The 26,124-nt window shown below is 72.9% G+C and carries 21 protein-coding genes; 10 read left to right on the top strand and 11 right to left on the bottom strand.

Annotated features, from left to right (window positions below):
* Positions 1–341 precede the first annotated feature (341 nt).
* Entirely contained in the window at positions 342–1,475 is a 1,134-nt protein-coding gene (locus ACFYXC_RS31900; RefSeq protein ID WP_388910240.1) for a PLP-dependent cysteine synthase family protein, read from the top strand.
* Positions 1,476–1,621: 146 nt separating this feature from the next.
* Here ACFYXC_RS31900 and ACFYXC_RS31895 read toward each other — a convergent pair whose 3' ends face one another.
* The gene (locus tag ACFYXC_RS31895; protein WP_388910243.1) at positions 1,622–2,476 is read right to left on the bottom strand and encodes a DeoR/GlpR family DNA-binding transcription regulator; all 855 of its coding nucleotides are present in this window, start codon (positions 2,474–2,476) and stop codon (positions 1,622–1,624) included.
* 256 nt (positions 2,477–2,732) lie between these two features.
* Here ACFYXC_RS31895 and ACFYXC_RS31890 point away from each other — a divergent pair, with 256 nt between their 5' ends.
* Complete coding sequence (locus tag ACFYXC_RS31890) at positions 2,733–5,162, top strand: hypothetical protein (RefSeq protein ID WP_389555524.1); 2,430 nt, start codon at positions 2,733–2,735, stop codon at positions 5,160–5,162.
* A 4-nt stretch (positions 5,163–5,166) separates the two neighbouring features.
* Here the strand turns inward: ACFYXC_RS31890 and ACFYXC_RS31885 are convergent, their stop codons facing one another.
* The 3 genes from ACFYXC_RS31885 to ACFYXC_RS31875 form a co-directional block, all read right to left on the bottom strand.
* Positions 5,167–7,602 (bottom strand): right-handed parallel beta-helix repeat-containing protein, encoded by a 2,436-nt coding sequence (locus ACFYXC_RS31885; protein WP_389555523.1) that lies wholly within the window; start codon positions 7,600–7,602, stop codon positions 5,167–5,169.
* A 181-nt stretch (positions 7,603–7,783) separates the two neighbouring features.
* Positions 7,784–8,389 carry a hypothetical protein gene (locus ACFYXC_RS31880; protein ID WP_389555521.1) on the bottom strand — a complete coding sequence of 202 codons (606 nt, stop codon included), beginning with the start codon at positions 8,387–8,389 and terminating at the stop codon, positions 7,784–7,786.
* A 514-nt stretch (positions 8,390–8,903) separates the two neighbouring features.
* The gene (locus ACFYXC_RS31875) at positions 8,904–9,341 is read right to left on the bottom strand and encodes a DUF6643 family protein (protein WP_388910255.1); all 438 of its coding nucleotides are present in this window, start codon (positions 9,339–9,341) and stop codon (positions 8,904–8,906) included.
* 291 nt (positions 9,342–9,632) lie between these two features.
* Here ACFYXC_RS31875 and ACFYXC_RS31870 point away from each other — a divergent pair, with 291 nt between their 5' ends.
* Positions 9,633–10,916, top strand: coding sequence for a TerD family protein (locus ACFYXC_RS31870; RefSeq protein ID WP_389555519.1), 1,284 nt, complete (start codon positions 9,633–9,635; stop codon positions 10,914–10,916).
* A gap of 25 nt (positions 10,917–10,941) precedes the next feature.
* Here the strand turns inward: ACFYXC_RS31870 and ACFYXC_RS31865 are convergent, their stop codons facing one another.
* Positions 10,942–12,114 carry a glycosyltransferase gene (locus ACFYXC_RS31865; RefSeq protein ID WP_389555517.1) on the bottom strand — a complete coding sequence of 391 codons (1,173 nt, stop codon included), beginning with the start codon at positions 12,112–12,114 and terminating at the stop codon, positions 10,942–10,944.
* A 58-nt stretch (positions 12,115–12,172) separates the two neighbouring features.
* Here ACFYXC_RS31865 and ACFYXC_RS31860 point away from each other — a divergent pair, with 58 nt between their 5' ends.
* Positions 12,173–12,958: a glutamate racemase gene (locus ACFYXC_RS31860; protein WP_388910264.1), complete on the top strand. Its 786-nt coding sequence runs from the start codon at positions 12,173–12,175 to the stop codon at positions 12,956–12,958.
* Between the two features lie 94 nt (positions 12,959–13,052).
* Positions 13,053–13,610 (top strand): hypothetical protein, encoded by a 558-nt coding sequence (locus ACFYXC_RS31855; RefSeq protein WP_389555515.1) that lies wholly within the window; start codon positions 13,053–13,055, stop codon positions 13,608–13,610.
* A 132-nt stretch (positions 13,611–13,742) separates the two neighbouring features.
* Here ACFYXC_RS31855 and ACFYXC_RS31850 read toward each other — a convergent pair whose 3' ends face one another.
* Positions 13,743–14,792 (bottom strand): O-antigen ligase family protein, encoded by a 1,050-nt coding sequence (locus ACFYXC_RS31850; protein ID WP_389555513.1) that lies wholly within the window; start codon positions 14,790–14,792, stop codon positions 13,743–13,745.
* 219 nt (positions 14,793–15,011) lie between these two features.
* Here ACFYXC_RS31850 and lnt point away from each other — a divergent pair, with 219 nt between their 5' ends.
* The 3 genes from lnt to ACFYXC_RS31835 all read left to right on the top strand — a co-directional run bounded on the left by lnt (position 15,012) and on the right by ACFYXC_RS31835 (position 19,575).
* Complete coding sequence (lnt, locus tag ACFYXC_RS31845; protein ID WP_389555511.1) at positions 15,012–16,625, top strand: apolipoprotein N-acyltransferase; 1,614 nt, start codon at positions 15,012–15,014, stop codon at positions 16,623–16,625.
* A gap of 67 nt (positions 16,626–16,692) precedes the next feature.
* Positions 16,693–17,166, top strand: a complete 474-nt coding sequence (locus ACFYXC_RS31840; RefSeq protein ID WP_388910276.1) for an NUDIX domain-containing protein — start codon at positions 16,693–16,695, stop codon at positions 17,164–17,166.
* A gap of 189 nt (positions 17,167–17,355) precedes the next feature.
* Entirely contained in the window at positions 17,356–19,575 is a 2,220-nt protein-coding gene (locus tag ACFYXC_RS31835; protein ID WP_389555510.1) for an NADP-dependent isocitrate dehydrogenase, read from the top strand.
* 95 nt (positions 19,576–19,670) lie between these two features.
* Here the strand turns inward: ACFYXC_RS31835 and ACFYXC_RS31830 are convergent, their stop codons facing one another.
* Positions 19,671–20,936 (bottom strand): alpha-L-fucosidase, encoded by a 1,266-nt coding sequence (locus ACFYXC_RS31830; RefSeq protein WP_389555508.1) that lies wholly within the window; start codon positions 20,934–20,936, stop codon positions 19,671–19,673.
* 161 nt (positions 20,937–21,097) lie between these two features.
* On the opposite strand from ACFYXC_RS31830, the gene ACFYXC_RS31825 reads away from it, so the two are divergent.
* Positions 21,098–22,339, top strand: coding sequence for an acyl-CoA dehydrogenase family protein (locus ACFYXC_RS31825; RefSeq protein WP_389555506.1), 1,242 nt, complete (start codon positions 21,098–21,100; stop codon positions 22,337–22,339).
* Positions 22,340–22,461: 122 nt separating this feature from the next.
* A complete protein-coding gene (locus ACFYXC_RS31820) occupies positions 22,462–22,869 on the top strand; it encodes an SseB family protein (protein WP_388910288.1) in 408 nt (135 codons plus the stop codon).
* A 223-nt stretch (positions 22,870–23,092) separates the two neighbouring features.
* Here the strand turns inward: ACFYXC_RS31820 and ACFYXC_RS31815 are convergent, their stop codons facing one another.
* The 4 genes from ACFYXC_RS31815 to ACFYXC_RS31800 form a co-directional block, all read right to left on the bottom strand.
* Positions 23,093–24,079, bottom strand: a complete 987-nt coding sequence (locus ACFYXC_RS31815) for an AraC family transcriptional regulator (RefSeq protein WP_389555504.1) — start codon at positions 24,077–24,079, stop codon at positions 23,093–23,095.
* 166 nt (positions 24,080–24,245) lie between these two features.
* Positions 24,246–24,671: a MarR family winged helix-turn-helix transcriptional regulator gene (locus ACFYXC_RS31810; RefSeq protein WP_388910294.1), complete on the bottom strand. Its 426-nt coding sequence runs from the start codon at positions 24,669–24,671 to the stop codon at positions 24,246–24,248.
* Between the two features lie 135 nt (positions 24,672–24,806).
* Positions 24,807–25,157, bottom strand: a complete 351-nt coding sequence (locus ACFYXC_RS31805; RefSeq protein WP_388910297.1) for a VOC family protein — start codon at positions 25,155–25,157, stop codon at positions 24,807–24,809.
* A 151-nt stretch (positions 25,158–25,308) separates the two neighbouring features.
* The gene (locus ACFYXC_RS31800; protein ID WP_389555502.1) at positions 25,309–25,893 is read right to left on the bottom strand and encodes a TMEM165/GDT1 family protein; all 585 of its coding nucleotides are present in this window, start codon (positions 25,891–25,893) and stop codon (positions 25,309–25,311) included.
* Positions 25,894–26,124: the final 231 nt, after the last annotated feature.

Genomic DNA, 26,124 nt, shown 5'->3' with positions numbered 1-26,124 from the left:
GTGCCCCGTGGTACCCCGTCGCGTCCCTGTCGTCTCTCGTCGTGTCCTCGTGCGTCGGGCGCGGATCCCGTTCTCTGTGCTTCCCGCCGGGATCGGCGTCCTGTGCGTGCAGTCTGCCTGCGTCGGGCGTCGAGCACCAGTGCGCATCACGGCGTGGCACATGCCCTCCGGCGCACTCACGCGAATGCGCCCCCCGGCCCTGCGTGACCGACGGCACCAGCGGTTCCTTTGAGGTGCCCAAAGGAGTGTTTATGCAGGTGAGGAGGCATGCCGAAGGTGCCTATGATCGAGGCGTCCGACCATGTGACCCGGCGTCGGCGCACCCTGGAAGGAGCCCCGCCGTGACCACCCCGCAGCAGGCCCGCCCGTACGAGCCGACCGCCACACTCGATGTCGATCACAGCGACGCGGCATACCGGCACTGGCTCAAAGAAGCCGTACGGAAGGTCCAGGCCGACGCGAACAGATCGGCCGACACCCATCTGCTGCGCTTTCCGCTGCCCGAGGACTGGGGCATCGACCTGTATCTCAAGGACGAGTCCACCCACCCCACCGGCAGCCTCAAGCACCGTCTGGCCCGCTCGCTCTTCCTCTACGGCCTGTGCAACGGCTGGATCCGCCGCGGCCGGCCCGTCATCGAGGCGTCCAGCGGCTCCACGGCCGTCTCCGAGGCGTACTTCGCCGGGCTGATCGGGGTGCCGTTCATCGCGGTCATGCCCCGTACCACGAGCGCCGAGAAGTGCCGGCTGATCGAGTTCCACGGCGGACAGTGCCACTTCGTCGACGACCCGCGGACGATGTACGCGGAGTCCGCAGCCCTCGCGGCCGAGACCGGCGGTCACTACATGGACCAGTTCACCTATGCGGAACGGGCGACGGACTGGCGCGGCAACAACAACATCGCGGAGTCCGTCTACCGTCAGCTGGAGCTGGAACGCCATCCCGAGCCCGCGTGGATCGTCGCCACCGCGGGGACCGGCGGCACCTCGGCGACCATCGCGCGCTATGTGCACTACATGCAGTTCGACACCCGTATCTGCGTGGCGGATCCGGAGAACTCCTGTTTCTTCGAGGGCTGGACCACCGGCGACACGGAGGTCACCACCGACTGCGGCTCGCGCATCGAGGGCATCGGACGGCCGCGCATGGAGCCGAGCTTCGTGCCGGGAGCCGTCGACCGGATGATGAAGGTGCCGGACGCGGCGAGCGTGGCGGCCGTCCGGGCCCTGGAACAGGCCATCGGACGCAAGGCGGGCGGCTCGACCGGCACGGGCCTGTGGAGCGCGCTCAGGATCGTGGCCGAGATGGCGGCGGCGGGGCGCACGGGGAGCGTCGTGACGCTTCTGTGCGACCCCGGTGACCGCTATCTCGACAAGTACTACTCGGACGACTGGCTGGCCGCTCAGGGGCTGGACATCGCGCCCTACGCGGCCACCATCGACGCGTTCCTGGCCACCGGGGTCTGGCCGGACTGACGGCTGCGCGCGCCGCCGCGCACGGGTGCGCCGACCGGCTGTCCCGTGCGTCGCGTCCGGGCGTGCCGACCCGGCGTCCCGTCAGCCGGTGAGTCAGACGCCACCCCCGGCTCGACGCGGCACCGGCAACCGCAACGGACGACTCGTCAGTTGTCCGCGGGGAAACCGGACTCGGCGTCGGAGTCGGAGTCGGGTTCGCCCGCCACCACCAGGCGGCGCAGATGCTCGGAGATCTCCGAGCGCGCCTCGGCGGGCAGCCCGTCGTCCGTCACCAGCGTGTCGATCTGGTCCAGCGCGGCGAACGAACTCAGGCCCACCGTCCCCCACTTGGTGTGGTCCGCCACCACGACGACACGGCGCGCGGACTGCACGAGGCGCCGGTTCGTCTCCGCCTCCGCCAGGTTCGGCGTGGACAGGCCCGCCTCCACCGATATGCCGTGCACCCCGAGGAAGAGCACGTCGAAGTGGAGCGCCTCGATCGCCTGGTCCGCGACGGGACCCACCAGCGAGTCCGACGGTGTGCGCACCCCGCCGGTCAGCACGACCGTCGCCGCGCCCTGCCGCTGCCCCGAGGTGCGCTGCGCGGAGTGGAAGACGTCGGCCACCCGCACCGAGTTGGTCACCACGGTCAGGTCCGGCACGTCGAGCAGCTGATGGGCGAGCGCGTACGTCGTGGTGCCGCCCGACAGCGCGATCGCCGTACCCGGCGCCACCAGCGCCGCGGCCGCCCGCGCGATGTCCTCCTTGGCCGTCAGCTCCAGACCCGACTTGGCCTCGAAACCCGGCTCGTGGGTGCTGGCCTCGACCACCGGGACGGCGCCGCCGTGCACCTTCTCCACCACACCCTGGCGGGCGAGCGCGTCCAGGTCGCGGCGGACCGTCATGTCGGACACACCGAGTCTTCTGGTCAGTTCGTTGACACGGACGCCGCCGCGCCGGCGGACCTCGTCCAGGATCAGAGCGCGCCGCTGCTCCGCGAGGAGGTTCTGATTCTCACTCACGTCCGCTCCGGTTCCCTTCGCCTCGACCCGCCCGACCTGCTCCCGAACCCCATCCGACAAGGACATCCCCCTCACCTCCGGACCGCGGGACGCCCCATCCTCGCACGGGTCACCGCAGGTCGCGCACTGCCTGTGGCGACGCGCACACGTCACGCTGCCACCTCGTGTCCGGCGCTGTCACACGGATCGGGGAGATTCCGTGACCGCCGGTGCGCGCAGGCCCGGCGGAGAGGATGCTTGTAACTGGACATGACACATGTCGTACGGGGAGCACGGGGGAAAGACAACAGTGGAGCGTCTGCAGGGGCACGCCCCGACCGAGGGGACGAACGGTTCCGAGCGTCGGCCGGCGGCCGACACCGCACTCGAACTCCTGGTGCACGGCGTCGGCGGCACGACGCCCCAGGACATGCTGAACGATCCGCGCACGGTCCGGATCGCCGGCGACGACACGGCCGCGGTCTTCCGCCGGGCCGATGACGCCGAGGCCGAGGAGGACGCCGCGCGGCGTCCGGAGGAGCACCGGGGCGGACCGGTCCCCGAGGCGTACGTCTGGTGCAATCTCACCTCGGGCAACGGCTCCCGGGCCCTGTGGCTGCTGCTCCTGCCCTTCATGGTGGTCAACCTCGCCCACTGGATGCGGCCCACGGTGAGCGACAACCGCAAGCGGGCGGTACGCCTCTACGGCCTGCTCGTACGCCTCGCCGGACTGACCCTCACGGTGCTCCTGGTCGCCGCGGCCTGCGAGGTCGCCCTCGACCTGACCGCCTGGCAGTGCGCGGGCACCCGCTCGTGCGCCGAGGCGCACTCCTGGCTCGGCTTCCTGTCCCCGGCGGTCTCGGACGACAGCTGGTGGAGCGAGCCGGGCCGCCGGCTCGCCCTCGCCTCGTCGGTGCCCGCGGCGCTCACCGCCCTCCTCTGGTACCTCTCGCACCGCACCTGGAGCGCGTACGAGTCCCAGCAGCCGATGGAACGCGAGACCGAGCCGGACGAGGAGACCAGCAGAGCGGGGCTCGGCCGCCCCGGCTTCTGGTACGGACGCCGACTGGTCGCCCGCCTGCGCGTGGCACACACCTCTGCCGCCCTGCTGACGATCGCCGCGGCGGTCGTCACCGCCGCCGCACGTCACGACCGCGAGGCCGGCGGGCCGGCCGCCCTTGACGTGCTCGGCTGGCTCCTGCAGGCAACGCTCGTGCTGGGCGCGGCCGTTGTGCTGTGGGTGGTCTGCAGCCGGGGCCGCAGCGAGCACTTCGTCGACCGGCAGCTCGACGCGGCCCTCGTGCGCGTGCTCCCCCTCGCCTCGCTCGCCGTGTTCGCCCTGACCCTCGTCCACGCCGGCTGGTCGCGCCCGGACTGGCGGTCGGAGCACCGGCTGCCCGGGGACGCCACCTTCGGCACCCTCGCACTGGTCGAGTGCCTGCTGGTGATCGCTCTCGGCGTCGTGGCCCATGTCCTGTACCGCGCACACCCGGACCCGCGTACCGCGATGCGGGGCCTGGCCGGGCCCGCCGTCGCGATGCTGGCCTGTGCCCTGGGCGGTGTGATGTCCGGCGGCGTCTCCCAGCGCGTCGCCGACTGGCTGGACGGCACCGGCGGAACCATCCCCGGCCCGCCCGTGCTGCTGACCTGGCAGGCGTCCGTCATCCCGCCGCTGCTGCTGGTCCTGCTCGCCCTCGTCGGCTGGCTGGCCCGGCGCACCCTGGTCCTGCGCCGCACCGAGACGGCCGCGGTGGACCGCGCCTACGCGAACGAGGCCAAGGACGCCACCACCACCCGCCGTATCGCGAGCATCCGCGCGATGGCCGCCCTCACCGACCGGGCACCCCGGATCGTCGGTGTCACCTCCGTCGTGACACTGGTCCTGGGCGGCCTGGCACTGGCCGGCGCCCTGGCCACCGGAGAGACCCCGGCACGGGCGGCCGACGGCACGTACCCCGTCGTGCGCGGCGCCGCCGAGACCGCGCAGGCGCTCGGCTCCTGGCTGATCGGCGTCGGCTTCATACTGTTCGTCACCTGGGGCCGCCGCGCCTACAAGGACCGGACCGCCCGCCGCACCATCGGCATCCTGTGGGACGTCGGTACGTTCTGGCCGCGCGCCGCCCACCCCTTCGCGCCCCCCTGCTACGCCGAGCGCGCCGTGCCCGACCTGACCTGGCGCATCGTCGGCTGGACCAAGGCCACCGGCGGCCGCCTCGTCCTGTCCGGCCACTCCCAGGGCAGCGTCCTCGCGGCCGCCGCGGCCTGGCAGCTCAAGCCGTCGGTCCGCAGGCGGGTCGCGCTGCTCACCTACGGCTCACCGCTGGAGCGGCTGTACGGGCGGTGGTTCCCGGCGCACTTCGGGCCCGCCGCGCTCAGCAGCCTGCACCGGGACGTCGACTGCTGGCGCAACCTGTACCGGGCCACCGACCCCATCGGCGGTCCCGTGCGGCTGGCCGGCGACTGCGGCCCCGAGGTCGACCGCGAGGCACTGGAGGACCCGCTCGCGTACGGCCGGACCGAGCAGCATCCGCTGCCCGCACCGATCCTCGGACACTCGGACTACCAGGCGGACCCCGCGTTCGCCCAGGAACGGGAGAGGCTGCTCGCCCGGCTCACACCGGGCGTCCCGGCACCCCGCCCGTGCTGCGACCCCCGTTCCGGGCCCGACGAACCGCAGGGCCCCCGGACGCAGCCCTCGCCGGCGTGACGCCTCAGGGAAGCTCCGGCAGGTCCTCCGCGTACAGCAGGGTGAGGTCGTCCGTGCTCGGCTCGGGGAGTTGGGCGACCCGCCCCGCGTGCCGCTCCACCATCGCCTCGAAGGTCTGGCGCGCGGTACGGCCGTTGCCGAACGCCGGCCCCTTCGGGATCGCCGTGAAGTACTTGACCAGTGCCTCCGCCGCCCCCGGCGCCAACCGGTACTCGTGCTCGTCGGCCTGCTGCTCCACGATCCGCAGCAGCTCCTCCGAACCGTAGTCATGGAAGGTGATGGTCCGTGAGAAACGGGACGCCACACCGGGGTTGACCGTGAGGAAGCGCTCCATCTCGGCCGTGTAGCCCGCGACGATCACGACCACCGCCTCCCGGTGGTCCTCCATCAGCTTCACCAGCGTGTCGATCGCCTCGCGGCCGAAGTCGCGCCCGGAGTCCTCCGGCGACAGCGCGTACGCCTCGTCGATGAACAGGACACCGCCGCGCGCCTTGTCGAACGCCTCCTGCGTACGGATCGCCGTGGACCCGATGTGCTCGCCGACCAGGTCGACCCGCGACACCTCGACGAGGTGCCCCTTCTCCAGGACGCCGAGGGCGGCCAGGATCTCGCCGTAGAGGCGGGCGACCGTCGTCTTGCCGGTGCCGGGGGAGCCGGTGAAGACGAGGTGACGGCGGGCGGAGGCCGCCTTGAGCCCCGCCTGCTGACGGCGCCGGCCCACCTCGATCATGTCGGTGAGGGCCCGCACCTCGCGCTTGACGCTGTCGAGGCCCACCAGCAGGTCCAGCTCACCGAGCACCGCCTCCGAGGTGCGCGCGGGCCGCGCCGGCTCGGACGCGGCGACCAGCGGCTCCTGCTCGGTGACGCGCTGCCCCGGGATCGTCCCCAGCAGACCGGAGGACGAGCCGGCGGTCTGTACGGCGGTCTCCGGCGCCGGGGGCCGCACATGGGCGCTCTCGTCGCTCGTGCAGTCCTCGACCAGGGGTCCCGTGCCGGACGCCTGGTCACCGCCGGCGTCGGCGAACTCGTAACCACCGCGCGCGCACCGCTCCGTACGGCACTTCTTCAGCGTCGCCCGGCAGCCGTCGATCACATGGAAGCCGTAGCCGCCGCTGCCGGTCACCCGGCAGCCGTGGAAGCTGCCGCGGCCACCGGCCGACACATAGAAACCGGCCTCCGCGGGCGAGGTGACGGTGCACCGCTCGATGGTGGGGTCGGCGCCCTTGGTGACGATCACACCCGTCTGCGTGCCGTCCACCGTGCAGCCGGAGAGCGTCCCGCCGCTGCCGTGGTCGCGGAACCAGGCGCCCGTCGCCGCGTCCCTGATCCGGCAGTCGTCGAGCTGCGCGGTGGCGCCGTCGCTCACCGACACGGCCGTGTTGCGGACCTGCGAGATGTCACTGTCGACGACGTCGGCGCGCGAGCCGCGGTCCAGCACGAACAGGGCGTCCGGCACGTCGTGCACCCGGCAGGAGTCGAGGACGACCGTCGCGCCGTCGCTGACCCACACCGCCGGATAGTCACCCGTGCTGTCGTGGATCTCGCACTGGTTGGCGTCCACGCGGGTCCCGGGGTCCCAGACGGAGAGCCCGTTGCGCCCGAACTGGCGCACCGTGGTGCGGGTCATGGTGAGGATCGAGCGGGACCGCAGGTCGACCGCGTTCTCCGGGATGTCGTGGATACGGCAGTCGGCGAGCGTCAGCACGGCGTCCGTGTCGAGCGTGACGCCGTCGGACGTCGTCCGGTGCACGTCGCAGTCCGTGAGATGCGCCGTGGCCCGCGCGGAGATCTGTACGCCGCTGCCCCTGACCTCGTACACCTCGCAGCCCACCGCCTCCAGGGCGGACTGCTCGCCGGTCACCGACAGGCCCGCGCCCGCGGTGTGGTGCACCCGGCAGCGCTCGAGCCGCGGGTGCGCGCCGCCGCGCACCGAGATGCCCGACTGGCCGGCCGCCACGACCTCGCACTCCTCGAACACCCCGCCCCCGCCGTCGAGTACCGAGATGCCGACGCCCGCCGGATTGTCCACCGTGCACCGCCGCACCGTCGGCCGGGCACCGCCGCGCACCTCGATGCCCGCGGCGGACCGGGTGACGATCCGGATGTCCATGAGTTCCGGCGTGCCCTCCTCGACGAGCAGCGCGGGCGCGGCCGAGTCCTGGCCCTCCACGAGCAGGTCCTGGACCACGGCGGACGCGCACACGGTCAGCGGCACTCCGTCGACGGGCGCGATACGCACGGAACCGGCCGAGCCCTCGGGACCGCGCAGCGTCACCGCCCGCTGGACCACGAGGTTCTCCCGGTAGGTCCCGGGCGCGACGGTGAGCACGTCACCGTCGGCCGCGGCCTCCAGGGCGGCGGCGAGCGATGCGTACTCACCTGTGCGGCGCCGCCACCGCGACGTGCCGGTGTGCGTCACCTGGACCGTGCCCTGTGCCATGGCGCTGCTGTGCCCCCACCTCGTCGTACGCGGGTCCTGACAAGCCGTGTTCCCGGTGACCGGCCGTTTCAACTCGGCTCGCGCGGAACGGGAAACAGCCTCTCACGACGGTGCCGAACACCTCGGCCGGTCCACCGTAGCGTGCGCGGAGCCGCGCGGTTGACCGGAGCGGAGAAGGCTGTCAGCTGCCCGTGCCCGTCCTGCCCCAGTCCGGGCCCACCCGGGACCAGGCCCGGTCCCAGCCTTCGTACCTGCGCCGCACCATGCGCCAGAGCACCAGGCGCCGGGCGCCCTCGACGACACCCGCGCAGGCGGCGGCCGTACCGACACCGGCCAGCACGGCGTGCGTCGACGCGGTCGCGGCGTCCAGCGGCCGGCCCACCATGCGGCCGCTCCGGTCCGTCCACACCGCGAAGCGGTCTCCGCGCCGCGGGGCGTCGAGGGCCGCCATGGCCGTGCCGCGCCGGGCGGTGCCGTCCGGCGCCGTCCAGCGGGCGAGCACCCGGCTGTGGGAGTCCCGGCCGGTGGCCGTCTCCGGATCGGGGTCGAGCGGAGTGCGGTCCGCTCTCCTGACGACGGTCGCGACCACGGAGTGGTGGTTCTCGCGCTGCTCCCGCACGGACCGCTGCAGGGCGTCCTCGGCGAGCCGTCCGACCAGCAGACCGGTCAGGGGCGCGGCGACGAGGATCAGCACCAGCGCCCCCAGCGCCAGCCACGCCTCGACGAGGTCCGTCGTACGCCGGAGCGGGTTGTGCCGCCAGCGCCGGATCCCCCTGATGGCCCGCACCGCTCCGCACCCCCTCCGCGTCCGTGACGACTCCCCACCCGGAGCCGTTCACGCGCGGTGCCGGGCAGGAGAGCGCGACCTCACCTCTCCCGCCGGTCATCCATGAACTTCTCCCACAGCCCCAACGCCCGTGCCGGGCCCCCGTGTTCCCGCCCGCCGCGTCGCGGGCGTCCAGGGCGTCGGGGGAGGCGGGCTGCGGTCGTGCGCGAAGCCGGCGGTCCCGCCCGGCCGTGCGAACCGGGGGCCGACGGACCCGCGCGTGGCAGGTCGTCGAGAGGCACCGGGCGCACGGCGCCGGTCAGCGGCTCACGGCCGGGTGCGGACAGCGGTGGCGCGCCGCCCGCCAGGGGCCGGGCGGCGATCGACGCCGCGCGTGACCGCGTGCGTCAAGTGACGGCCCCGTACTCGTCGTTCTCCTCGCCGGGCATCCAGCGGCGGTCGCCCGCCGGACCCCACAGCTCCACGACGGCCTCCCGCGGGGCGCAGGGCACGGACGACCTCCGCCGAATCGCCCTCAGTAACCCCGGTACTGCTGGTTGTTGTACGGGTCCTGGTACGGCGCCGGGGCGGGACGCGGCGCCGCGGGACGCATGGCCTCGTACCCCGTGCCGCCGGTCATCGGGCGCTGCGGCTGAGGAGCCTGCTGGCCCGGGTAGCCGCGCGGCGCGCCGCCCTGCTGCGGGATGTACGGCGCGGCCTGCTGCAGCGGAGCGGGCTGCTGGGCCTGCGGGTAGGCGTACGAAGGAGCCTGCTGGGAAGGTGCGGCGGGCAGGGCCGGCAGCGCGGACGGGAGCGCCGGGAGGTTGCTGCCCGAGGTGTCGTAGGCCGCGGGGACCCGGATCGGGGCGATCTGCGGGGTGCCCCGCTCGGCCACGAGAGAGTCGTAGATCGGGGTGTCCGGGAAGGAGGCGGAGTAGTAACCGCCGCCATAGGTGGAGCGGGGGGAGGTCATGGAACATAAGTTAAGCCCACGATGTGCTGGTTGGGGAGACCGATAAGAGGGTTGTTTTCCGTGTCGGCAGTGACGCGAGGCCCCCAATCCGAGTGAAACTGGCGAAAAGGGGCAGCAGATCGTGCTCGGATCGTGTAAAAGGCGAGTTCCGGGTGGGTTACCCGCGGGTCGGCGGACGATCGCACCGGCCCGGTCATGGGCGTTCGCCGCTCGGGGGATTAAGTTGGCGCAGAACCACCGAACGTGACGAGACGCGGTCTTCGCGGACACCCGATGGGGGCGGACATGTCAATGCCTAAAGGTTCGAATGTTCCAGTGCCGACGACCGGGCTCCGCGTCGAACTGGGCTGGCGGGCCGGTCCCGGCGTCCCCGACGCGGACGCCTCGGCGCTGCTGCTCGCCTCCGGGAAGGTCCGCTCCGACGCCGACTTCGTGTTCTACAACCAGCCGGCGCACTCCTCCGGCGCGGTCCGTTACGAGGGCAAGAACAACGCGGGCGGGCAGGTGAACGACACCCTGCTCGTCGACCTCACGCGCGTCGAGCCCGCGATCGAGACGATCGTGCTCGCCGCCTCTTCGGACGGCGGCACGTTCGGGCAGATCCCCGGGCTCTACATCCGGGTCCTCGACGCCCAGCAGGGTACGGAGGTCGCGCGCTTCGACAGCGAGGGCGCGAGCGTCGAGACCGCGTTCGTGCTCGGCGAGTTCTACCGCAGACAGGGCGCCTGGAAGTTCCGTGCCGTCGGACAGGGCTACGGCAGCGGACTCGAAGGACTGGCCACGGACTTCGGGATCACGGTCGACGAACCCCAGCAGGCGGCACCGCCCGCCCCCATGGCCCCGCCCCCGGCCCCCGCGGCCCCGCCGGTCACGGCCGCCCGGCCGGCGACGCCGCCGCCCGCCCCTCCGGCGGCGCCCACCCCGCCCGCCGCCCCCGTACGCCTGACCAAGGTCACGCTCACGAAGGACGCCCCGTCCGTCTCGCTGACCAAGCAGGGCGGCACCTCCGGCGTGATGCGCGTGAACCTCAACTGGACGGTGCGCAAACAGTTCTCGGGATGGCAGGCCAAGCTGGGCCGGGCCATCGCCATGCACGCGGACCTCGACCTCGACCTGTGCGCCCTCTACGAACTCTCCGACGGCAGCAAGGGCGTGGTCCAGGCCCTGGGCAACGCCTTCGGGTCGCTGCACCAGCCGCCGTTCATGCACCTCGACGGCGACGACCGCACCGGCGCGGTGTCGAGCGGCGAGAACCTCAGCGTCAACCTCGACCACACCCAGCACTTCCGCCGCATCCTCATCTTCGTGACCATCTACGAAGGGGCGCGTTCCTTCGCCGACCTCGACGCCACGGTGACCCTCCAGCCACTGCACGGCGCGCCCGTCGACTTCTCGCTCGGCGAGTGCACCGTGCCCTCGACGGTCTGTGCCCTCGCCCTGATCACGAACACCGGCAACGACCTCGTCGTCCAGCGAGAGGCACGCTTCCTCGTCCCCGACCGCGGGGTGAGCCCGCAGCGCACCGTCGACTACGCCTACGGGTGGGGCATGAACTGGACCCCGGGCAGGAAGTGAGCCGGACGGCGGCCTCCGGGCCCGCTCAGGGCCCGGCCGCCGCGTCGGGACGCGTGTAGGTGCGGCCCTTCCAGGCCGCGCCGCGCCCCCTGTAGTGCTGCACCGCGGAGTCCACCGTCATGAACAGGTACAGCAGAGCGGTGACCGGCAGCAGCGGGGCGAGCAGGAGCGGCTGCCGGTAGTGGCGGAGCATCGGCAGGTACGTCGCCGTCATCGTCAGCCACGCCAGCGCCCCGGCCACCGCCGCCGTACGGCTGCCCGCCGCGAGCCCCACGACGAGGGCCACCGGGGGCACCAGGTACACCACGGCGAGCCCTGCCACGGTGCCCGCCAGCACCAGCGGGTTGTGCCGCAGCTGCGCGTACGCGCTGCGCGAGACCATCCGCCACAGGTCGTGCAGCCGCGGATAGGGACGCACACTGACGACGCGGTCGGCGAGCCCGAGCCAGATGTGTCCCCCGGAGTCCTGCACGGCCCTCGCCATCGCCACGTCGTCGATGACGGCCTGCCGGATCGCGTCCGGAAAGCGGGCCCGCTCGGCGGCGGCGGTCCGCAGCAGCACACAGCCGCCCGCCGCGGCGGCGGTCCGCGCCCCCCTCCGGGCGATCCACCGGAACGGATACAGCTGCGCGAAGAAGTACACGAACGCCGGGACCACGAGCCGCTCCCAGACGCTCTCCACGCGCAGCCGGGCCATCTGGGACACGAGATCGAGGTCGCCGGTGACGGCCGCGGCCACCAGCTCCCGCAGACTGTCCGGCGCGTGGGCGATGTCCGCGTCCGTGAGCAGCAGGTACTCGGGTCCACGCGCGCGTGCCAGGTCGATGCCGTGCCGCACGGCCCAGAGCTTGCCGGTCCAGCCCGCGGGCGGATCCCCGGGCGAACCGACGGTCAGCGGCAGCCCACCGTGCCGCCGGCCCAGCTCACGGGCCAGCTCCCCGGTGCCGTCCGAACTGCCGTCGTCGACGAGGAAGACCTCGGCCCGCCCCGGATACTCCTGCGCGAGGAGCGACGGCAGGCTCCTGGGCAGCACGGCGGCCTCGTCACGCGCGGGTACGACGACACACACGGACGGCCAGGTGTCCGGCTCCCGGCGGGGCGGCAACCGGACGTCCGTACGCCAGAAGAAGCCCTGGCCGAGCAGCAGCCACAGCCAGGCAGCCAGTGATCCGACAGCGGTCCACGCAAGGGCGCTCATCCGCCGCAGTCTGCCCCACCACGGCGACCCGCCGAGGCGGATCCACTATGGTGACCGGGTGAAGATCGCGCTCATGGACTCCGGAATCGGACTGCTCGCGGCGGCCGCCGCGGTACGTCGTCTGCGCCCCGACGCGGAGCTCGTTCTCTCCTCGGACCCCGGCAGCATGCCGTGGGGTCCCCGTACGCCGGACGACGTGACCGCGCGCGCCCTCGCCGTCGCGGAGGCGGCCGCCGCGCACCGGCCCGACGCCCTGATCGTCGCCTGCAACACCGCCTCCGTGCACGCACTGCCCGCGCTCCGCGCCCGGCTGGAGCCCGCGGTGCCCGTCATCGGCACCGTCCCGGCGATCAAGCCGGCCGCCGCGGGCGGCGGACCCGTCGCGATCTGGGCCACGCCCGCCACCACCGGCAGCCCCTACCAGCGCGGACTCATCCGCGAGTTCGCAGGCGGTGTCACCGTCACCGAGGTGCCCTGCCCCGGCCTCGCGGACGCCGTCGAGCACGCCGACCGGGCGGCCGTCGACGCCGCCGTCGCCGCGGCCGCGGCGCGCACCCCCGACGATGTAAGGACCGTCGTCCTGGGCTGCACCCATTACGAACTGGTGGCCGAGCGCATCCGCGCCGCGGTGCAGCGCCCCGGCGCGCCGCCGCTCGTCCTGCACGGCTCCGCCGGAGCCGTGGCCGCCCAGGCACTGCGCCGCACCGGCCGGGCCCCGGCCCCCGACGCCACCGGCCCGGGCACTCTCACGGTGCTGCTCGGCGGACGCGAGGGCGTCCTGTCCGCGAACGCCCTGACGTACGACGAGGGCAGACTGCTCCAGGCGGTCAGCCCGGCGCACTGAGCGCCGCCCCTCTTCGGAGGCCACGCCTTGGCCCGTGACAGTGACGGTCCGCAAGCAGGTGCCCCCTGTGCGGAACATGAGTACGCTCATTGGCATGACGGACCACCCCCACGGCGAACAGGGCGCTGCCGACGCCCCGCATCCCGAGGTCTGGCACGGTCGCGCGTCCAACCGTGTGCAGTGGCTGCTCGCCTGCATCGGCGCCGCGTGCCTGGCACTGGGCATCGAGCTGGCGGTCGACTCGGCCTGGACGTCCGGCATCGCCCCGCTCGCCATGTCCGTGGTCGGCTGCATCGCCGCGGGGCTGCTGGTCCTCTTCGGCACGCTCGCGTTCGTCCATGTCGCCGTGAAGGTCGACAAGGAGTGCCTGGAGGTGCGGTGCGGCCACATGGGCGTCCCGCGCCGCCGCATCCCGCTGTCGCACATCACGGGCGCCGACTTCGCACCCCGCGTGACCCCGCGCCAGTGGGGTGGCTGGGGTTACCGCTGGCGCCCCGACCAGGGCACCGCCGTGGTCGTCCGGCGGGGCGAGGGTCTGGTGCTCCGCCTGGGCGACGGCCACACGTTCACGATCACGGTGGACAACGCGGAGGCGGCCGTACGGGTGATCCGGGGCCGCCTGAGGGCGGCCGCCACGGGCCACACCCACTGACGACCTGTCCCTGCGGGGCTGCGAACCCCGGCCGCCGCGGCCGACTGCGCCCCCTGGGCCCCCGGACGCGGGCCGTCAGCGCCCGCGTGACGCGGACCCGCGGCCGACCTGAGCCGACCCGCGGGCCCGGTCTCACCGGTCGGCCGGGCCGACCCGGTCCTCCGGCGGATTGGCCGGGGTGGGGCGTGCCGTGGCCAGGCCCGCCAGGAGGCCCGCGCCGGCCGTGACCGTGGTGAAGCTCAGGGCGTTGCCGACCGCGGCGATCGCGGCCAGCGCCGTCAGCGCCGCGCCCGCGGTGAGGACGATCGGGGTGGGCCGCGGCGACCTCCACAGTGCGTACAGGACCCACCCGAACACCGCGGCGAGCAGGACGACGCCCAGGACACCCTGCTCGGCGGCCTGCTGCAACGGCGCCGAGTGGGGTTTGCCGTCGGGCGGCAGCGTCTGCGTGGCCGTCGGGCTGAGTTCCGCGAAGCGTCCGGGACCGATGCCAAGGCCCGGTTCCCGGCCCGCCATCTCCAGGGCGTCGTGCCACAGCAGCACCCGGTGCTGGGTGAGCTGCCCCTCCAGGGACGTGGTCAGGCCGTCCGGCAGCGCGTCCTCGGCGATCGCCCAGGTCGCCCCGGTGACCAGGGCGACAGCGAGCGCGAGACCGCCGAGCCCGACGGCCCGGCGGTGCATACGGTCGGCGGCGAGGGAGCAGAGCAGTACGCCCAGACAGGCCACGAAGCCCGCCGTCGAACCCAGGACGGCCGCGGTCACCGCGATACCGGCGGCCAGCAGACGCAGGACGAGCCGCAGCCCCGGCGGGCGGGCCGCCCAGGCGGCACAGCACGCGGCCCCCGCGGAGAGGGTGAGCAGCGCGGCGGTCGCACCGGTCTGCCCGAGCGGCGAGGTCACCTGGCTGCCCGGATTGATGTGCGGGGCCGCCACGGCGAGACCCAGTCCGGCGAACGCGCCCGCGCAGGGCGCGGCGACCGGCAGCAGCTCGCCGCAGATCCGTCCCGAGGCGTAGCCGGCGGCCACGGCGAGGACCGCGAGCAGGACCCCCTCGGGCCGGCCGCCGTGTGCGGCGGCCGTGATCAGCGACCAGGCGGCGCACGCTCCGAGCACGACGACACCCGTCGCGTCCGAAGCGCTGCGTCTGTCGTGTGCCGACGCCGGACCGGCCGCCGACGTCATCCCCGTGGACCCCACCCCGACGCCCCCCGACCTGTGACAGCCCCGACCGCCCGGCCGAAAACGACCCGTACGTCAAAGGCTCCGGCACACCGTAACGGGTGATGCGCCGGTTTGTGGACGAGTTGCGCAGAAACGATGCAGCACATGAGGGGGAAGCGCACCGGCGGGCGCCCGGGGCCGCGCTGTCGGCGCCCCGGCCGGCCGCCGTACACTCCGGGAGTGACCGTCACAGCGACCTCCGTAGACGAGCCGGAACAGCTCGAACCGCAGGCCCGGCCCGTTTCGCGCGTGGCACGGCTGGCCCGGCGGTCCGGCCCGGCCGCCGCCGCGGCACTCTCCGGGGTGCTGCTGTACGTCAGTTTCCCGCCGCGCACCCTGTGGTGGCTGGCGCTGCCGGCCTTCGCGGTGTTCGGCTGGTGTCTGCGCGGCCGCACCTGGAAGGCCGCCCTCGGTCTCGGCTACCTCTTCGGGCTCGGCTTCCTGCTGCCGCTGCTCGTGTGGACCGGCGTGGAGGTCGGCCCCGGCCCGTGGCTGGCGCTCGTCGTCATCGAGGCGGTCTACGTCGCGCTCGTCGGCGCGGGCATCGCGGCCGTGTCCAAGCTGCCGGCCTGGCCGCTGTGGGCGGCGGCCCTCTGGATCGCCGGTGAGGCGGCACGCGCGCGCGTGCCGTTCGGCGGCTTCCCCTGGGGCAAGATCGCCTTCGGCCAGGCGGACGGGGTCTTCCTGCCCCTCGCGGCCGTGGGCGGCACACCCGTGCTCGGATTCGCGGTCGTCCTGTGCGGCTTCGGCCTGTACGAGACCGTCCGGCTCGGCCTCGGGGCGCGGCACACCGGCGCCGTACGCCGGGGAGCCGCCGCGGCCGCCCTGCTCGCCCTCGTCCTGCCGGTGGCGGCCGCCTTCGCCGCCCGCACCCTGGTCAGCGACCGGGCCGAGGACGGCACCGCGACCGTCGCCGTCATCCAGGGCAACGTGCCGCGCGCGGGCCTCGACTTCAACTCCCAGCGGCGCGCGGTCCTCGATCACCACGCGCGGGAGACCGAGCGCCTCGCCGCACGGATCGAGGCGGGCGACGTCGACCGGCCCGACTTCGTGCTGTGGCCGGAGAACTCCTCCGACATCGACCCGTTCCGCAACCCCGACGCCTACGCCGTGATCGACAAGGCCGCGAGGGCGATCGGCGCGCCCATCTCGGTCGGCGGCGTCGTCGAGAAGAACGGCAGGCTCTACAACGAGCAGATCCTCTGGGACCCGGCGAAGGGCCCCGGCGCCACCTACGACAAACGGCAGGTTCAGCCGTTCGGCGAGTACCTCCCCATGCGCTCCCTCATCGGCGCCATCAACGGGGACTGGACGTCCATGGTCCGCCAGGACTTCAGCCGGGGCGACAAGCCGGGCGTGTTCACCATGGCGGGTACCGAGGTCGGCCTCGCGACCTGCTACGAAGCCGCCTTCGACTGGGCCGTGCGCGACACCGTCACGAACGGCGCCCAGCTGATCTCCGTGCCGAGCAACAACGCCACGTTCGACCGCAGCGAGATGACCTACCAGCAGCTCGCCATGTCCCGCGTCCGCGCCGTGGAGCACAGCCGCACCGTCACCGTCCCGGTGACCAGCGGCGTCAGCGCCGTGATCATGCCGGACGGGGAGATCACCCAGCGGACCGGCATGTTCGTGGCGGACTCGCTCGTCCAGAAGGTCCCGCTGCGTTCCTCCGAGACCCCCGCGACCCGCCTCGGCGTCGTGCCGGAGGCCGTGCTGGTCCTGATCGCCGCTGGCGGCCTCGGCCTGGTGGTGTCGTCGGCGGTGCGCGGGCGACGCGCCGGTGCCCTGTAGCCGTCCGCCGCGTGGCCGGATGCGGAACGCGCGCGAGGTGGGGGAACCCGCCCATTAGGGTCGGTCCATGGCTACTCCTGACTTCATCCGTACGATCCGGGCCACCGCGGGCCGGCAGTTGCTCTGGCTTCCCGGAGTCACCGCCGTCGTCTTCGACGACGAGGGCAGGGTCCTGCTCGGGCGCCGGACCGACACCGGCAGATGGGCCGTCATCGGCGGCATGACGGAGCCGGGGGAGCAGCCCGCGGCCTGCGCGGTCCGGGAGGTCCACGAAGAGACCGGCGTACGGTGCGTCCCCGAGCGCGTCGTCCTCGTACAGGCCCTGCAACCGATCACGTATCCCAACGGCGACGTCTGTCAGTTCATGGACATCACCATCCGCTGCCGTGCCGTCGGCGGCGAGGCCCGGGTCAACGACGACGAGTCGCTGGAGGTCGGCTGGTTCGCCGTGGACGCCCTGCCGGCGCTGGACGAGTACGGGCTGTTCCGGATCAAGCAGGCACTGTCCGACGAGCCCACGTGGTTCGACCCCGCGGTCTGACCCGGGGCGAGGAGCGGGCGGCGCACCCCGCCCGCCGCGACCGCGGCCGGCCGAAACCGTCCGGCGGCGACCTCGGGTGACCTCCGGCGCCCGGACCGTGGCGGAGTTGTGCGGGCTCCTGTCCGGTGGGGTCCCGTCACGAGATATCTTGATGTCGAGCAATGTTGCAGACGTGGAGCGGAGCACCCGGTGACTGACTCGACCATCATCTATACGCACACTGACGAGGCCCCGGCCCTGGCGACCTATTCGTTCTTGCCGGTGGTCCAGGCGTACGCGTCGCAGGCCGGTGTCACTGTGGAAACCCGTGACATCTCGCTGGCCGGGCGGATCATCGCCCTCTTCCCCGACTACCTGGAGGAGGGGCAGCGCATCCCCGACGCGCTCGCCGAGCTGGGTGAGCTGGCCAAGACGCCCGAGGCCAACATCATCAAGCTGCCGAACATCTCGGCCTCGATCCCGCAGCTCAAGGCCGCGGTCGCCGAGCTGCAGGCGCAGGGCTACGCGCTGCCGGACTACCCGGACGACCCGAAGACCGACGAGGAGCGCGACATCCGCGCCCGCTACGACAAGGTCAAGGGCAGCGCCGTCAACCCGGTGCTGCGCGAGGGCAACTCCGACCGCCGCGCCCCCGCGTCGGTCAAGAACTACGCCAAGGCCCACCCGCACCGCATGGGCGCCTGGACCGCCGAGTCGAAGACGAACGTCGCGACCATGGGCGTCGACGACTTCCGGTCCACCGAGAAGTCCACGGTGATCTCCGAGGCCGGCACCCTGCGCATCGAGCTGACCGGCGACGACGGTTCCACCACCGTCCTGCGCGACTCCGTGCCCGTCCTCGCGGGCGAGGTCGTCGACGCCTCCGTCATGCACGTCGCCGCGCTGCGCGAGTTCCTCACCGCGCAGATCGCCCGGGCCAAGGCCGACGGCGTGCTGTTCTCCGTGCACCTCAAGGCCACCATGATGAAGGTCTCCGACCCGATCATCTTCGGCCACGTGGTGCGCGCCTTCTTCCCGAAGACGTTCGCCCAGTACGGCGAGACCCTCGCCGCCGCCGGTCTGACCCCGAACGACGGCCTCGGCGGCATCCACAAGGGCCTCGAGTCCCTGCCCGAGGGCGCCGAGATCAAGGCGTCCTTCGACGCCGAGCTCGCCGAGGGCCCGGAACTCGCCATGGTCGACTCGGACAAGGGCATCACCAACCTGCACGTCCCGTCCGACGTCATCGTCGACGCGTCCATGCCGGCGATGATCCGCACCTCCGGCCACATGTGGGGCCCGGACGGCCAGGAGGCCGACACCCTCGCGGTCCTCCCGGACAGCAGCTACGCCGGTGTCTACCAGGTCGTCCTCGACGACTGCCGCGCCAACGGCGCCTTCGACCCGTCGACGATGGGCTCGGTCCCGAACGTCGGTCTGATGGCGCAGAAGGCCGAGGAGTACGGCAGCCACGACAAGACCTTCGAGATCCCCGCCACCGGCACGGTCCGCGTCGTCGACCAGGCCGGGAACGTCGTCCTCCAGCAGGCGGTCTCCGCCGGCGACATCTTCCGCGCCTGCCAGACCAAGGACGACCCGATCCGGGACTGGGTCAAGCTCGCCGTCACCCGCGCCCGCGCCACCGGCGACCCGGCCGTGTTCTGGCTGGACGAGACCCGCGCCCACGACGCGCAGCTCATCGCCAAGGTCAACGCCTACCTGCCGGAGCACGACACCGAGGGCCTGGACATCAAGATCCTGTCCCCGGTCGAGGCGACCAAGCTGTCCGTGGAGCGCATCCGCCGCGGCGAGAACACCATCTCGGTCACCGGCAACGTCCTGCGCGACTACCTGACCGACCTGTTCCCGATCCTGGAGCTGGGCACCAGCGCCAAGATGCTCTCGATCGTCCCGCTGATGAACGGCGGCGGCCTCTTCGAGACGGGTGCCGGCGGCTCCGCGCCCAAGCACGTGCAGCAGCTGGTCAAGGAGAACTACCTGCGCTGGGACAGCCTGGGCGAGTTCCTCGCGCTGGCGTCCAGCTTCGAGCACCTCGCGCAGACCACGGACAACGCGCGGGCCCAGGTCCTCGCCGACACCCTCGACCGCGCGACGGCCACGTTCCTGGAGAACGACAAGTCGCCGAGCCGTCGCCTCGGCGGCATCGACAACCGCGGCAGCCACTTCTACCTCGCTCTGTACTGGGCGCAGGAGCTGGCCGCCCAGACCGACGACGCCGACCTCGCGAAGGTCATCGCGCCGCTCGCCGACACGCTGGCCTCGCAGGAGGAGACGATCGTCGCCGAGCTGAACGCGGTGCAGGGCGCCGCCGCGGAGATCGGCGGGTACTACCGGCCCGACCCGGCGAAGGCCGCGGCGGTCATGCGGCCGTCCGCGACGCTGAACGCCGCGCTGGCCACGCTCGCGTAGTACTCCGCTTCGCGCCCGGGATCCGTCCGCGGGCGCGTCGTGGCCGAGCGCGCGGTTCCCCGCGCCCCTGAGGGATCAGGGGCGCGGGGACCTTGTCAGGTGCGGCCGGCGCCTGTGTACAGGTCCAGCTCGCCCTCCAGTTCCACGGCCAGGACTGTCGCCTGCTCGTCCAGGTCGGCGGCCGCGGGGGCGTCGATCCAGGTCACGCCGGGCACCGTGTCGAGACCGCCGGTGACGTGGTGGCCGAGTGCGGTCCCCGTACCGAGGACCGTGACGCGGCGGACCCGGTTGCGCAGGCCCCGTACCGAGACGGTCTCGCGCGGGGCGTCGAAGCACACCAGGTAGAGCGTGCGCCGGTCGGCGGACAGGGTGCTGGGACCGTAGTGGTGTCCGGCCGGCAGTCCGGCGACCGTGCCGTACACCGCCTCGCGGTGCCGGGCGATCCACGCGCCCAGGCCCTCCATGCGTTCGACCTGCTCCTCGGGGATCGTGCCGTCCTCGCGCGGCCCCGCGGCCAGCAGCAGGTTGCCGCCCATGCCGATCGTCTCGGTGAAGTACCGCACCAGCTGGCGCACCGACTTGAAGGCGCGGTCCTGCGGCCGGTGGCTCCACGAGTCGTTGATGGTCAGGCAGAGCTCCCACGGACCGTCCGGCGCCTTCAAGGGGGTGCCCTGTTCGGGCGTCGCGTAGTCGCCGTGACCCGACAGCCGGCCGTTGAGGACGGTGTCCGGGTTGCCGGCGAGGACCAGCCCCGCGAGCTCGCCCATCCGCCACTGCTCCGCCGTGCGCTCCCACTCGCCGTCGAACCACAGGATGTCCGGGCGGAACCGCTCGACGAGTTCGCCGACCTGTCCGTCGCGGTACGCCAGGTAGCGGGCCCAGGCCGCCGGATCCTCCTTGCCGGGCTCGGCCTGCGAGTACGCGTTGAGCGGCACCGCGTACGGGCCCGGGTGCCGCTCGCTCGCGTAGTCCGGGTGGTTCCAGTCGGAGTGCGAGTAGTAGAGGCCCACCTTGAGGTCACGGGCGCGCAGCGCCTCGACGAACCCGGTGACGAGATCACGGCCCGCCGGGGTGTCCCGGACCACGTCGAGACTGCGGTGGCCGGTGTCCCACAGGGCGACGCCGTCGTGGTGCCGGGCGGTGAGGACGGCGTACCGGGCGCCGACACGGGCGAACAGCTCGGCCCAGGCGTCGGGGTCGTAGCGCGAGGCGGTGAAGCCGTCGAGCTGCTCCATGTACTGCGCGTGCGTCATCTCGCCGGTGTAGAAGGACCAGGACTCGGCGGCGCCGCCCACCGCGTAGACGCCGTAGTGGAGGAAGATGCCCAGCTTGGCATCGGGAAACCAGGGTTGCATCGGCATGCGTCCACGCTAGACGCAGGCCGCCGTCGGCGGACGGGCGCCGGTCACCGGCACCGGCCCGCTGTCACTTGGCGGTATCCGGTGGGTACAGGAGCGTTGGTCGCGTGTTCAATCACGGGTGACGCGTCACGTACGGACGGCCCCCCACCTCAGGAGGCACCGTGATCGCCGTTCCCGAGCCCGGACTGACCGAACGCGAACTCATCGACCGGGCCGTCGCGCTGCGGCCCGCGCTGCTCGAACGCCAGGCGGAGACCGAGCAACTGACGCGCTGTCCACAGGCCACGCACGACGACTTCGTACGGGCGGGCTTCTACCGGACGTTGCAGCCCCGCCGCTACGGCGGCTACGAGTTCGGGCTGCCGACGTTCTTCCGCGTGGTCACGGAGATCGCCCGCGGCTGCCCCTCCACCGGCTGGGCCCTGTCCCTGTCCGCCGCCCATGTGCTGCAGTTCGCCGCGCAGTTCGGGGAGCGGGCACAGGACGAGGTCTTCGGCGCGGACGGCGAGTTCCGCGCCGCGTCCACGGTCGCACCCGTCGGCGTGGCGCGGCCGGACGGCGACGGCCACGTCCTCCTCGACGGCACCTGGCCGTACTCCTCCGGCGCCCCCTACTCCACGCACTACCTCGGCCAGACCCTGCGCGCCCCCGAGGAGCCGGGCGGCCCGCCAGGCCCGACGGTGCTGTTCGTCGCCCCGCGCTCCGCGTGGACCGTGCTCGACGACGGGCACGGCGCCCTCGGCCTGCGCGGCAGCGGCTCCAACAGCATCCGCATGGACCGGGCCCGCATCCCCCGGCACCTCACCCGGGAGGTGAGCCTGCTCGACCTGCCCGTGGAGGGCGGCACCCCCGGCTCGAAGCTGCACGGCAACGCCCTGTACGCGGGCCGCGCGCCCAGCGTCTACCACGGGGAGCTGGCGGCCGTCATGACCGGCATCGCGTACGCCGCCGCGGACGAGTACGCCCGGATCCTCGTCGACCGGCCGCTGACCCTGGAACCGGACCGTACCCGTGCGGAACTGCACGACTACCAGCGCCACCTCGGCGAGGCACTCGGCGTGATCCACACCGCGCAGGCCGCGGTGCAGCGCACCGCCGAGGACTACATGGAGGCATGCCGTCGCAACGTCTCGGGCGACGCGCCGTTCACCGTCGCCGACGACAACCGTCTCGCGATCGTCTTCCTGAACGCCGGCCGCACGGCGTGGGACGTCACGCAGAACGTCCTCTTCCGCACGGCCGGCTCGCGCCACGCCCGGGACGGCGAACGGATGCAGCGCTACTTCCGCGACGCCGCCGCCTACTGGACGCACATCGGGGCGAGCATGGCCGAACCGCTGGCCCGCCGGGTCGGCTGTGACCGGCTGGGGCTGCCCTCGCACGACATCCCGCTCATTCCGTGACCGTTCGGTGCCGGGTGTGTGGAGTGGGCATGGCACGCCTGCGTGGCGGGTACGCGCTCAGCCGCGCCCGGGCCGGAGACCGGACCGGGCGGTCTGTTCCCGCCACTACGTCTGGATGTGCCATGGAGATTCCCTCGAACGACACCGCCGCGGTGGAGGCCCAGCGCGCGCTGAGCGCCCTGGCCGAGAACGCCGGGAACGGCGCCGCGCTGGACACACTGGCCGGTAGTGACGTGCTGGTCCCGGTGCCCGACGACGCGGCCGCCGAGACGACCGCGGACCCCACGGTCGTGGCGCTGCCCGTCCTCGAACAGCCGGGGGAGGACCCGCTGGTCCCGGTGTTCACCTCGGAGGTGACCATGGCGGAGCTGCTGCCGTCCGTGTCGCGCTACCGCCTCGTACCGCTGGGGCTGCTCGCCGCGCAGTGGCCCGCCGGGGATCTCTCCCTCACCATCGACGCCAGTACGCCGCACGGGCTGACGCTCGACTCCCAGGGCGTACGCACGCTGCTGGCGCGGCCGTCGGCCTGAGCGCGGGCGGCGGCCGGGCCCGGCCACGGGACGCGGCGGCCGGGCCCCCGGGGCGCGGACGTCCTCCCGCCGGCTTCCGCGCCCTGGCCCGTGGCCGGAAGGGATGAACGGCGCCGACACCGCTCATCCCTGACGCACGGGCGCCGTGATCAACGGTAGGACGTCACGGTCCCGTAATCGCTCCGCTGAGCGCGGTCCTTGTCCGGTATACGCGGTGGTCGGGTCACCCGGACCGCAGAGTCTGCGCGGGCGACTCCCCGAAACGCGCCCGGTAGCGCTGGGCGAAGCGCCCGAGATGCGCGAACCCCCACCGGTACGCCACCTCCGTGACCGTGACCGTCGAGGGTTCGGCCGCGCGCAACTGCTCGTGCGCCCGCCGCAGGCGGACCTCGGTGACGTAGGCGGTGGGGGACATGCCCACGTGCTTGCGGAACGCCTCCTGGAGGGCGCGCACCCCGATCTGCGACAGGGCCGCGAGGCGCGCCGCGTCGTAGTGCTCGGCCGGCCGTTCCTCGATGGCCCGCATGACCCGCCGCACCGTCGCGGGCCGCGCCGCCGGCCCGGGCGCCTCCAGCGCGTCGCGGTAGGAGTGGACGGACGCGAGCAGCAGGCCCTCCAGCAGCGTCTGCTCGATCCGGGCCCGGATCAGGGGTTGGTGCAGCAGTCCGCCCGTGGTGTCCTTCTCCAGCAGGCACCACATCGCGAGGTTCAGCCAACTGCGTCCCGCCCCGCGGGAGAAGTCGATGTACGGCTCGAAGCGGGGCGCCTGCCGGACGGTCCTGCCGAGCAGGGCCTCCAGCCGTCCGTGCACGGCCGGCATGTCGATCTTCACGCTGAGCGCGCGGCAGTCCGCCGACCAGTCGTCCACCCGTATCCCGTGTTCCGGCTGGAGGAGGAGGGCGCGCTCGGGCACGGCGTACGTCGTCGCCCCGTGACCCTGCCGACAGCGGAAACGGCCGGTGAGCGGCACGGTCACGTGGTAGACCCGCGGCTGCGCGAAGTCGATCGTCACCTCGGTGCCGAAACTGACGTCACCGACGGTCAGGGCGCCGAGTTCGGCCACACCGAGCCGGGTGAGGAAGTCCTCGGCGCGGCCCGGCACCTCCAGACGGAGGTCGTAGTAGTGCTTCGCGATGACGTCCAGGGACTCGTCCACGCACCGCGTCTCGTAGCGCCCGGTCCCGGCTTTCCGCTCTTCCTCTGCGATCACTTGATGCCCCCTGGCACAGCCCGCGCCGTCCTGCGTACGGCGCACCTGGTGATCGCGGCGGGGCGGCCGTGGCGGCCACATGAGGTTCGTTGCCCGGGTGCACGCTCCGCTACGGTCACACCGACATCTGTGACCGTACGGGATGTCCCGCTCCGGACGGGAGGCTTCAGCCCGCGTCGGTCAGCATGCGGGCCAGGGCGGCACGCTGGATCGGCCGTACCCGGGTGTGCAGGTCGCGGCCCTTGGGGGTGAGGACGACCCAGACCCCGCGGCGGTCCTCCAGGCAGACGCTGCGCTCCACCAGGCCCTCCTTCTCCAGGCGGCCGATCAGGCGGGAGAGGGCGCTCTGGCTGAGATGGATCCGGTCGGCGATGTTCTGCACCCGGCACGGCTCGGCCGGGACGGTGTCCGGGCCGGCGCCGGCGTGCGCGTCCGGGATGTTCGATGCGAGGATGTCGAGCACCTCGAAGTCACTGGCGCCCAGGCCGTGCGGATGCAGTTCGCGGTCGATCTCGCACATGGTGCGGGCGTGCACCGACAGGATGTCCCGCCACTGGTCCTCGAGCCGGGGAGCGGCCTTCTCTGCTGCCATGTACGCACGGTAACAGAGAAGAGGCCGCTCGTTGAGTGTGCAACTAGTGCAGTTGCATACAGTTGGCCGCCCGGTCCGCGTCGCTGATCCGGCCCGCGTGGCAGGTCGTCCTTCCCGTGCGGGCGGCCGTCCTGCTCAGGACGCCTCCTGGACCAGACCGACGCCGTTGCCGTCCGCGTCCTTCACGGACGCGATCAGCATGCCGCCGCCGACGTCCTGGACCTCCTGGACCACCTCGGCGCCCGCGCCGACGAGAGCGGCCAGGGCCGCCCCGATGTCGGCGACGTGCCAGAACGGGACGGGCCCGGTCAGGCCCTTGGCGTGACCGTTCGGGTCCAGCCCGACCTCCGGCCGGCCCGGCGCCCGGAAGCCGACGTAGTACGACTCGTCCACGTACGGCTCCACACCCAGGAGCGCGCCGAACACCGCCTTGGCGCGGGCCAGGTCCTTGACGGGATAGGTGATGGTCCTGAGACCTTCGGACATGACGGGCTCCTTCGTCGACGTTCCTCCACCGGCGGTCGTCCGCCGGTCTCCGGCCGGTTTCTCGCCGGTGCCCTCACGCTACGACCGGGGGGCGCGAACCCGCTTCTCCGATCCTGACCGGTCCTGCCGGGCGGCGCCGGCGGGTGGAGTGTCAGCCCGTGAAGATCTCCACCACCGACCAGACGGCGAGGCCGAGCATGCAGACGCCGCCGATCCGCTGCACGGTCTTGAGCGGGACGCGCTTCGCGATGAAACGGCCGGCCAGCAGCGCGAGCGCGGAGACCGACATGAGGGCCGCCGCGGCACCGACGGCCACCGACGCGGCCCCGTTCGTGGCCGCGAGGTTGGCGGTCGTGATCTGTGTCAGATCGCCCCACTCGCTGATGAAGACGGCCATGAAGGCGGTCGTGCAGACGGGCCAGAACCCCGTGACGGTCCGGCCGCCCGCGTCCTCCTCGTCGTCGTCCCCGCCCCCGCGCAGCAGCATGAAGGCACCGAACGCGAAGAGTGCGGCCGACACCGACTTGACGGTCCAGTCGGGCAGCAGGCCGATGAGGCTTCCGGCCCCGACGGCGATGGCGACGTGGACGACGAACGCGGTGGACGTACCGAACCACACGTAGAGGGGGCGCATACGGGTGCCCATGGCCAGCGACGCGAACATCGTCTTGTCGGGCAGCTCGGCGAGGAAGATCAGCCCGAAGGCGGTGACGATCGCCAGAGGGTCGAGGTGCATTCCGGTGGCTTTCTGTAGGACCGGGCCCCCGGATCGTCGCGAAGCGCCCTCGGCTGGGGCGACGGGAGAACCGGTCGGCCCGGCATGTCGGACGCGCCGCGGGATCCGCGGGCACGGCGATGCCTGGCCGAAGGTCTCGCCCGCCGCCCGTGTGATCACGGGGGCCCGGCCACCGGGAACCCGGGGGTTCCAGTGTGTCGACGACCGGTTCGCAGGGCTACTCCCCTTCGC

Source organism: Streptomyces sp. NPDC002701 (assembly GCF_042889045.1).
Classification (GTDB): Bacteria; Actinomycetota; Actinomycetes; order Streptomycetales; family Streptomycetaceae; genus Streptomyces.
Note: the sequence above shows the minus strand (reverse complement) of the source record. Positions and strands in the feature narration are given on the sequence as shown.

What these genes read in the sequence shown, in the direction of transcription:
- ACFYXC_RS31840 (WP_388910276.1), top strand. Translation starts at nt 16,693, where the DNA reads ATGGCTACTCCTGACTTCATCCGTACGATCCGGGCCACCGCGGGCCGG.
- ACFYXC_RS31830 (WP_389555508.1), bottom strand. Translation starts at nt 20,936, where the DNA reads ATGCCGATGCAACCCTGGTTTCCCGATGCCAAGCTGGGCATCTTCCTC.
- ACFYXC_RS31870 (WP_389555519.1), top strand. Translation starts at nt 9,633, where the DNA reads ATGCCTAAAGGTTCGAATGTTCCAGTGCCGACGACCGGGCTCCGCGTC.
- ACFYXC_RS31855 (WP_389555515.1), top strand. Translation starts at nt 13,053, where the DNA reads ATGACGGACCACCCCCACGGCGAACAGGGCGCTGCCGACGCCCCGCAT.
- ACFYXC_RS31875 (WP_388910255.1), bottom strand. Translation starts at nt 9,341, where the DNA reads ATGACCTCCCCCCGCTCCACCTATGGCGGCGGTTACTACTCCGCCTCC.
- ACFYXC_RS31800 (WP_389555502.1), bottom strand. Translation starts at nt 25,893, where the DNA reads ATGCACCTCGACCCTCTGGCGATCGTCACCGCCTTCGGGCTGATCTTC.
- ACFYXC_RS31805 (WP_388910297.1), bottom strand. Translation starts at nt 25,157, where the DNA reads ATGTCCGAAGGTCTCAGGACCATCACCTATCCCGTCAAGGACCTGGCC.
- ACFYXC_RS31890 (WP_389555524.1), top strand. Translation starts at nt 2,733, where the DNA reads ATGTCGTACGGGGAGCACGGGGGAAAGACAACAGTGGAGCGTCTGCAG.
- ACFYXC_RS31865 (WP_389555517.1), bottom strand. Translation starts at nt 12,114, where the DNA reads ATGAGCGCCCTTGCGTGGACCGCTGTCGGATCACTGGCTGCCTGGCTG.
- ACFYXC_RS31820 (WP_388910288.1), top strand. Translation starts at nt 22,462, where the DNA reads ATGGAGATTCCCTCGAACGACACCGCCGCGGTGGAGGCCCAGCGCGCG.
- ACFYXC_RS31810 (WP_388910294.1), bottom strand. Translation starts at nt 24,671, where the DNA reads ATGGCAGCAGAGAAGGCCGCTCCCCGGCTCGAGGACCAGTGGCGGGAC.
- ACFYXC_RS31850 (WP_389555513.1), bottom strand. Translation starts at nt 14,792, where the DNA reads ATGACGTCGGCGGCCGGTCCGGCGTCGGCACACGACAGACGCAGCGCT.
- ACFYXC_RS31885 (WP_389555523.1), bottom strand. Translation starts at nt 7,602, where the DNA reads ATGGCACAGGGCACGGTCCAGGTGACGCACACCGGCACGTCGCGGTGG.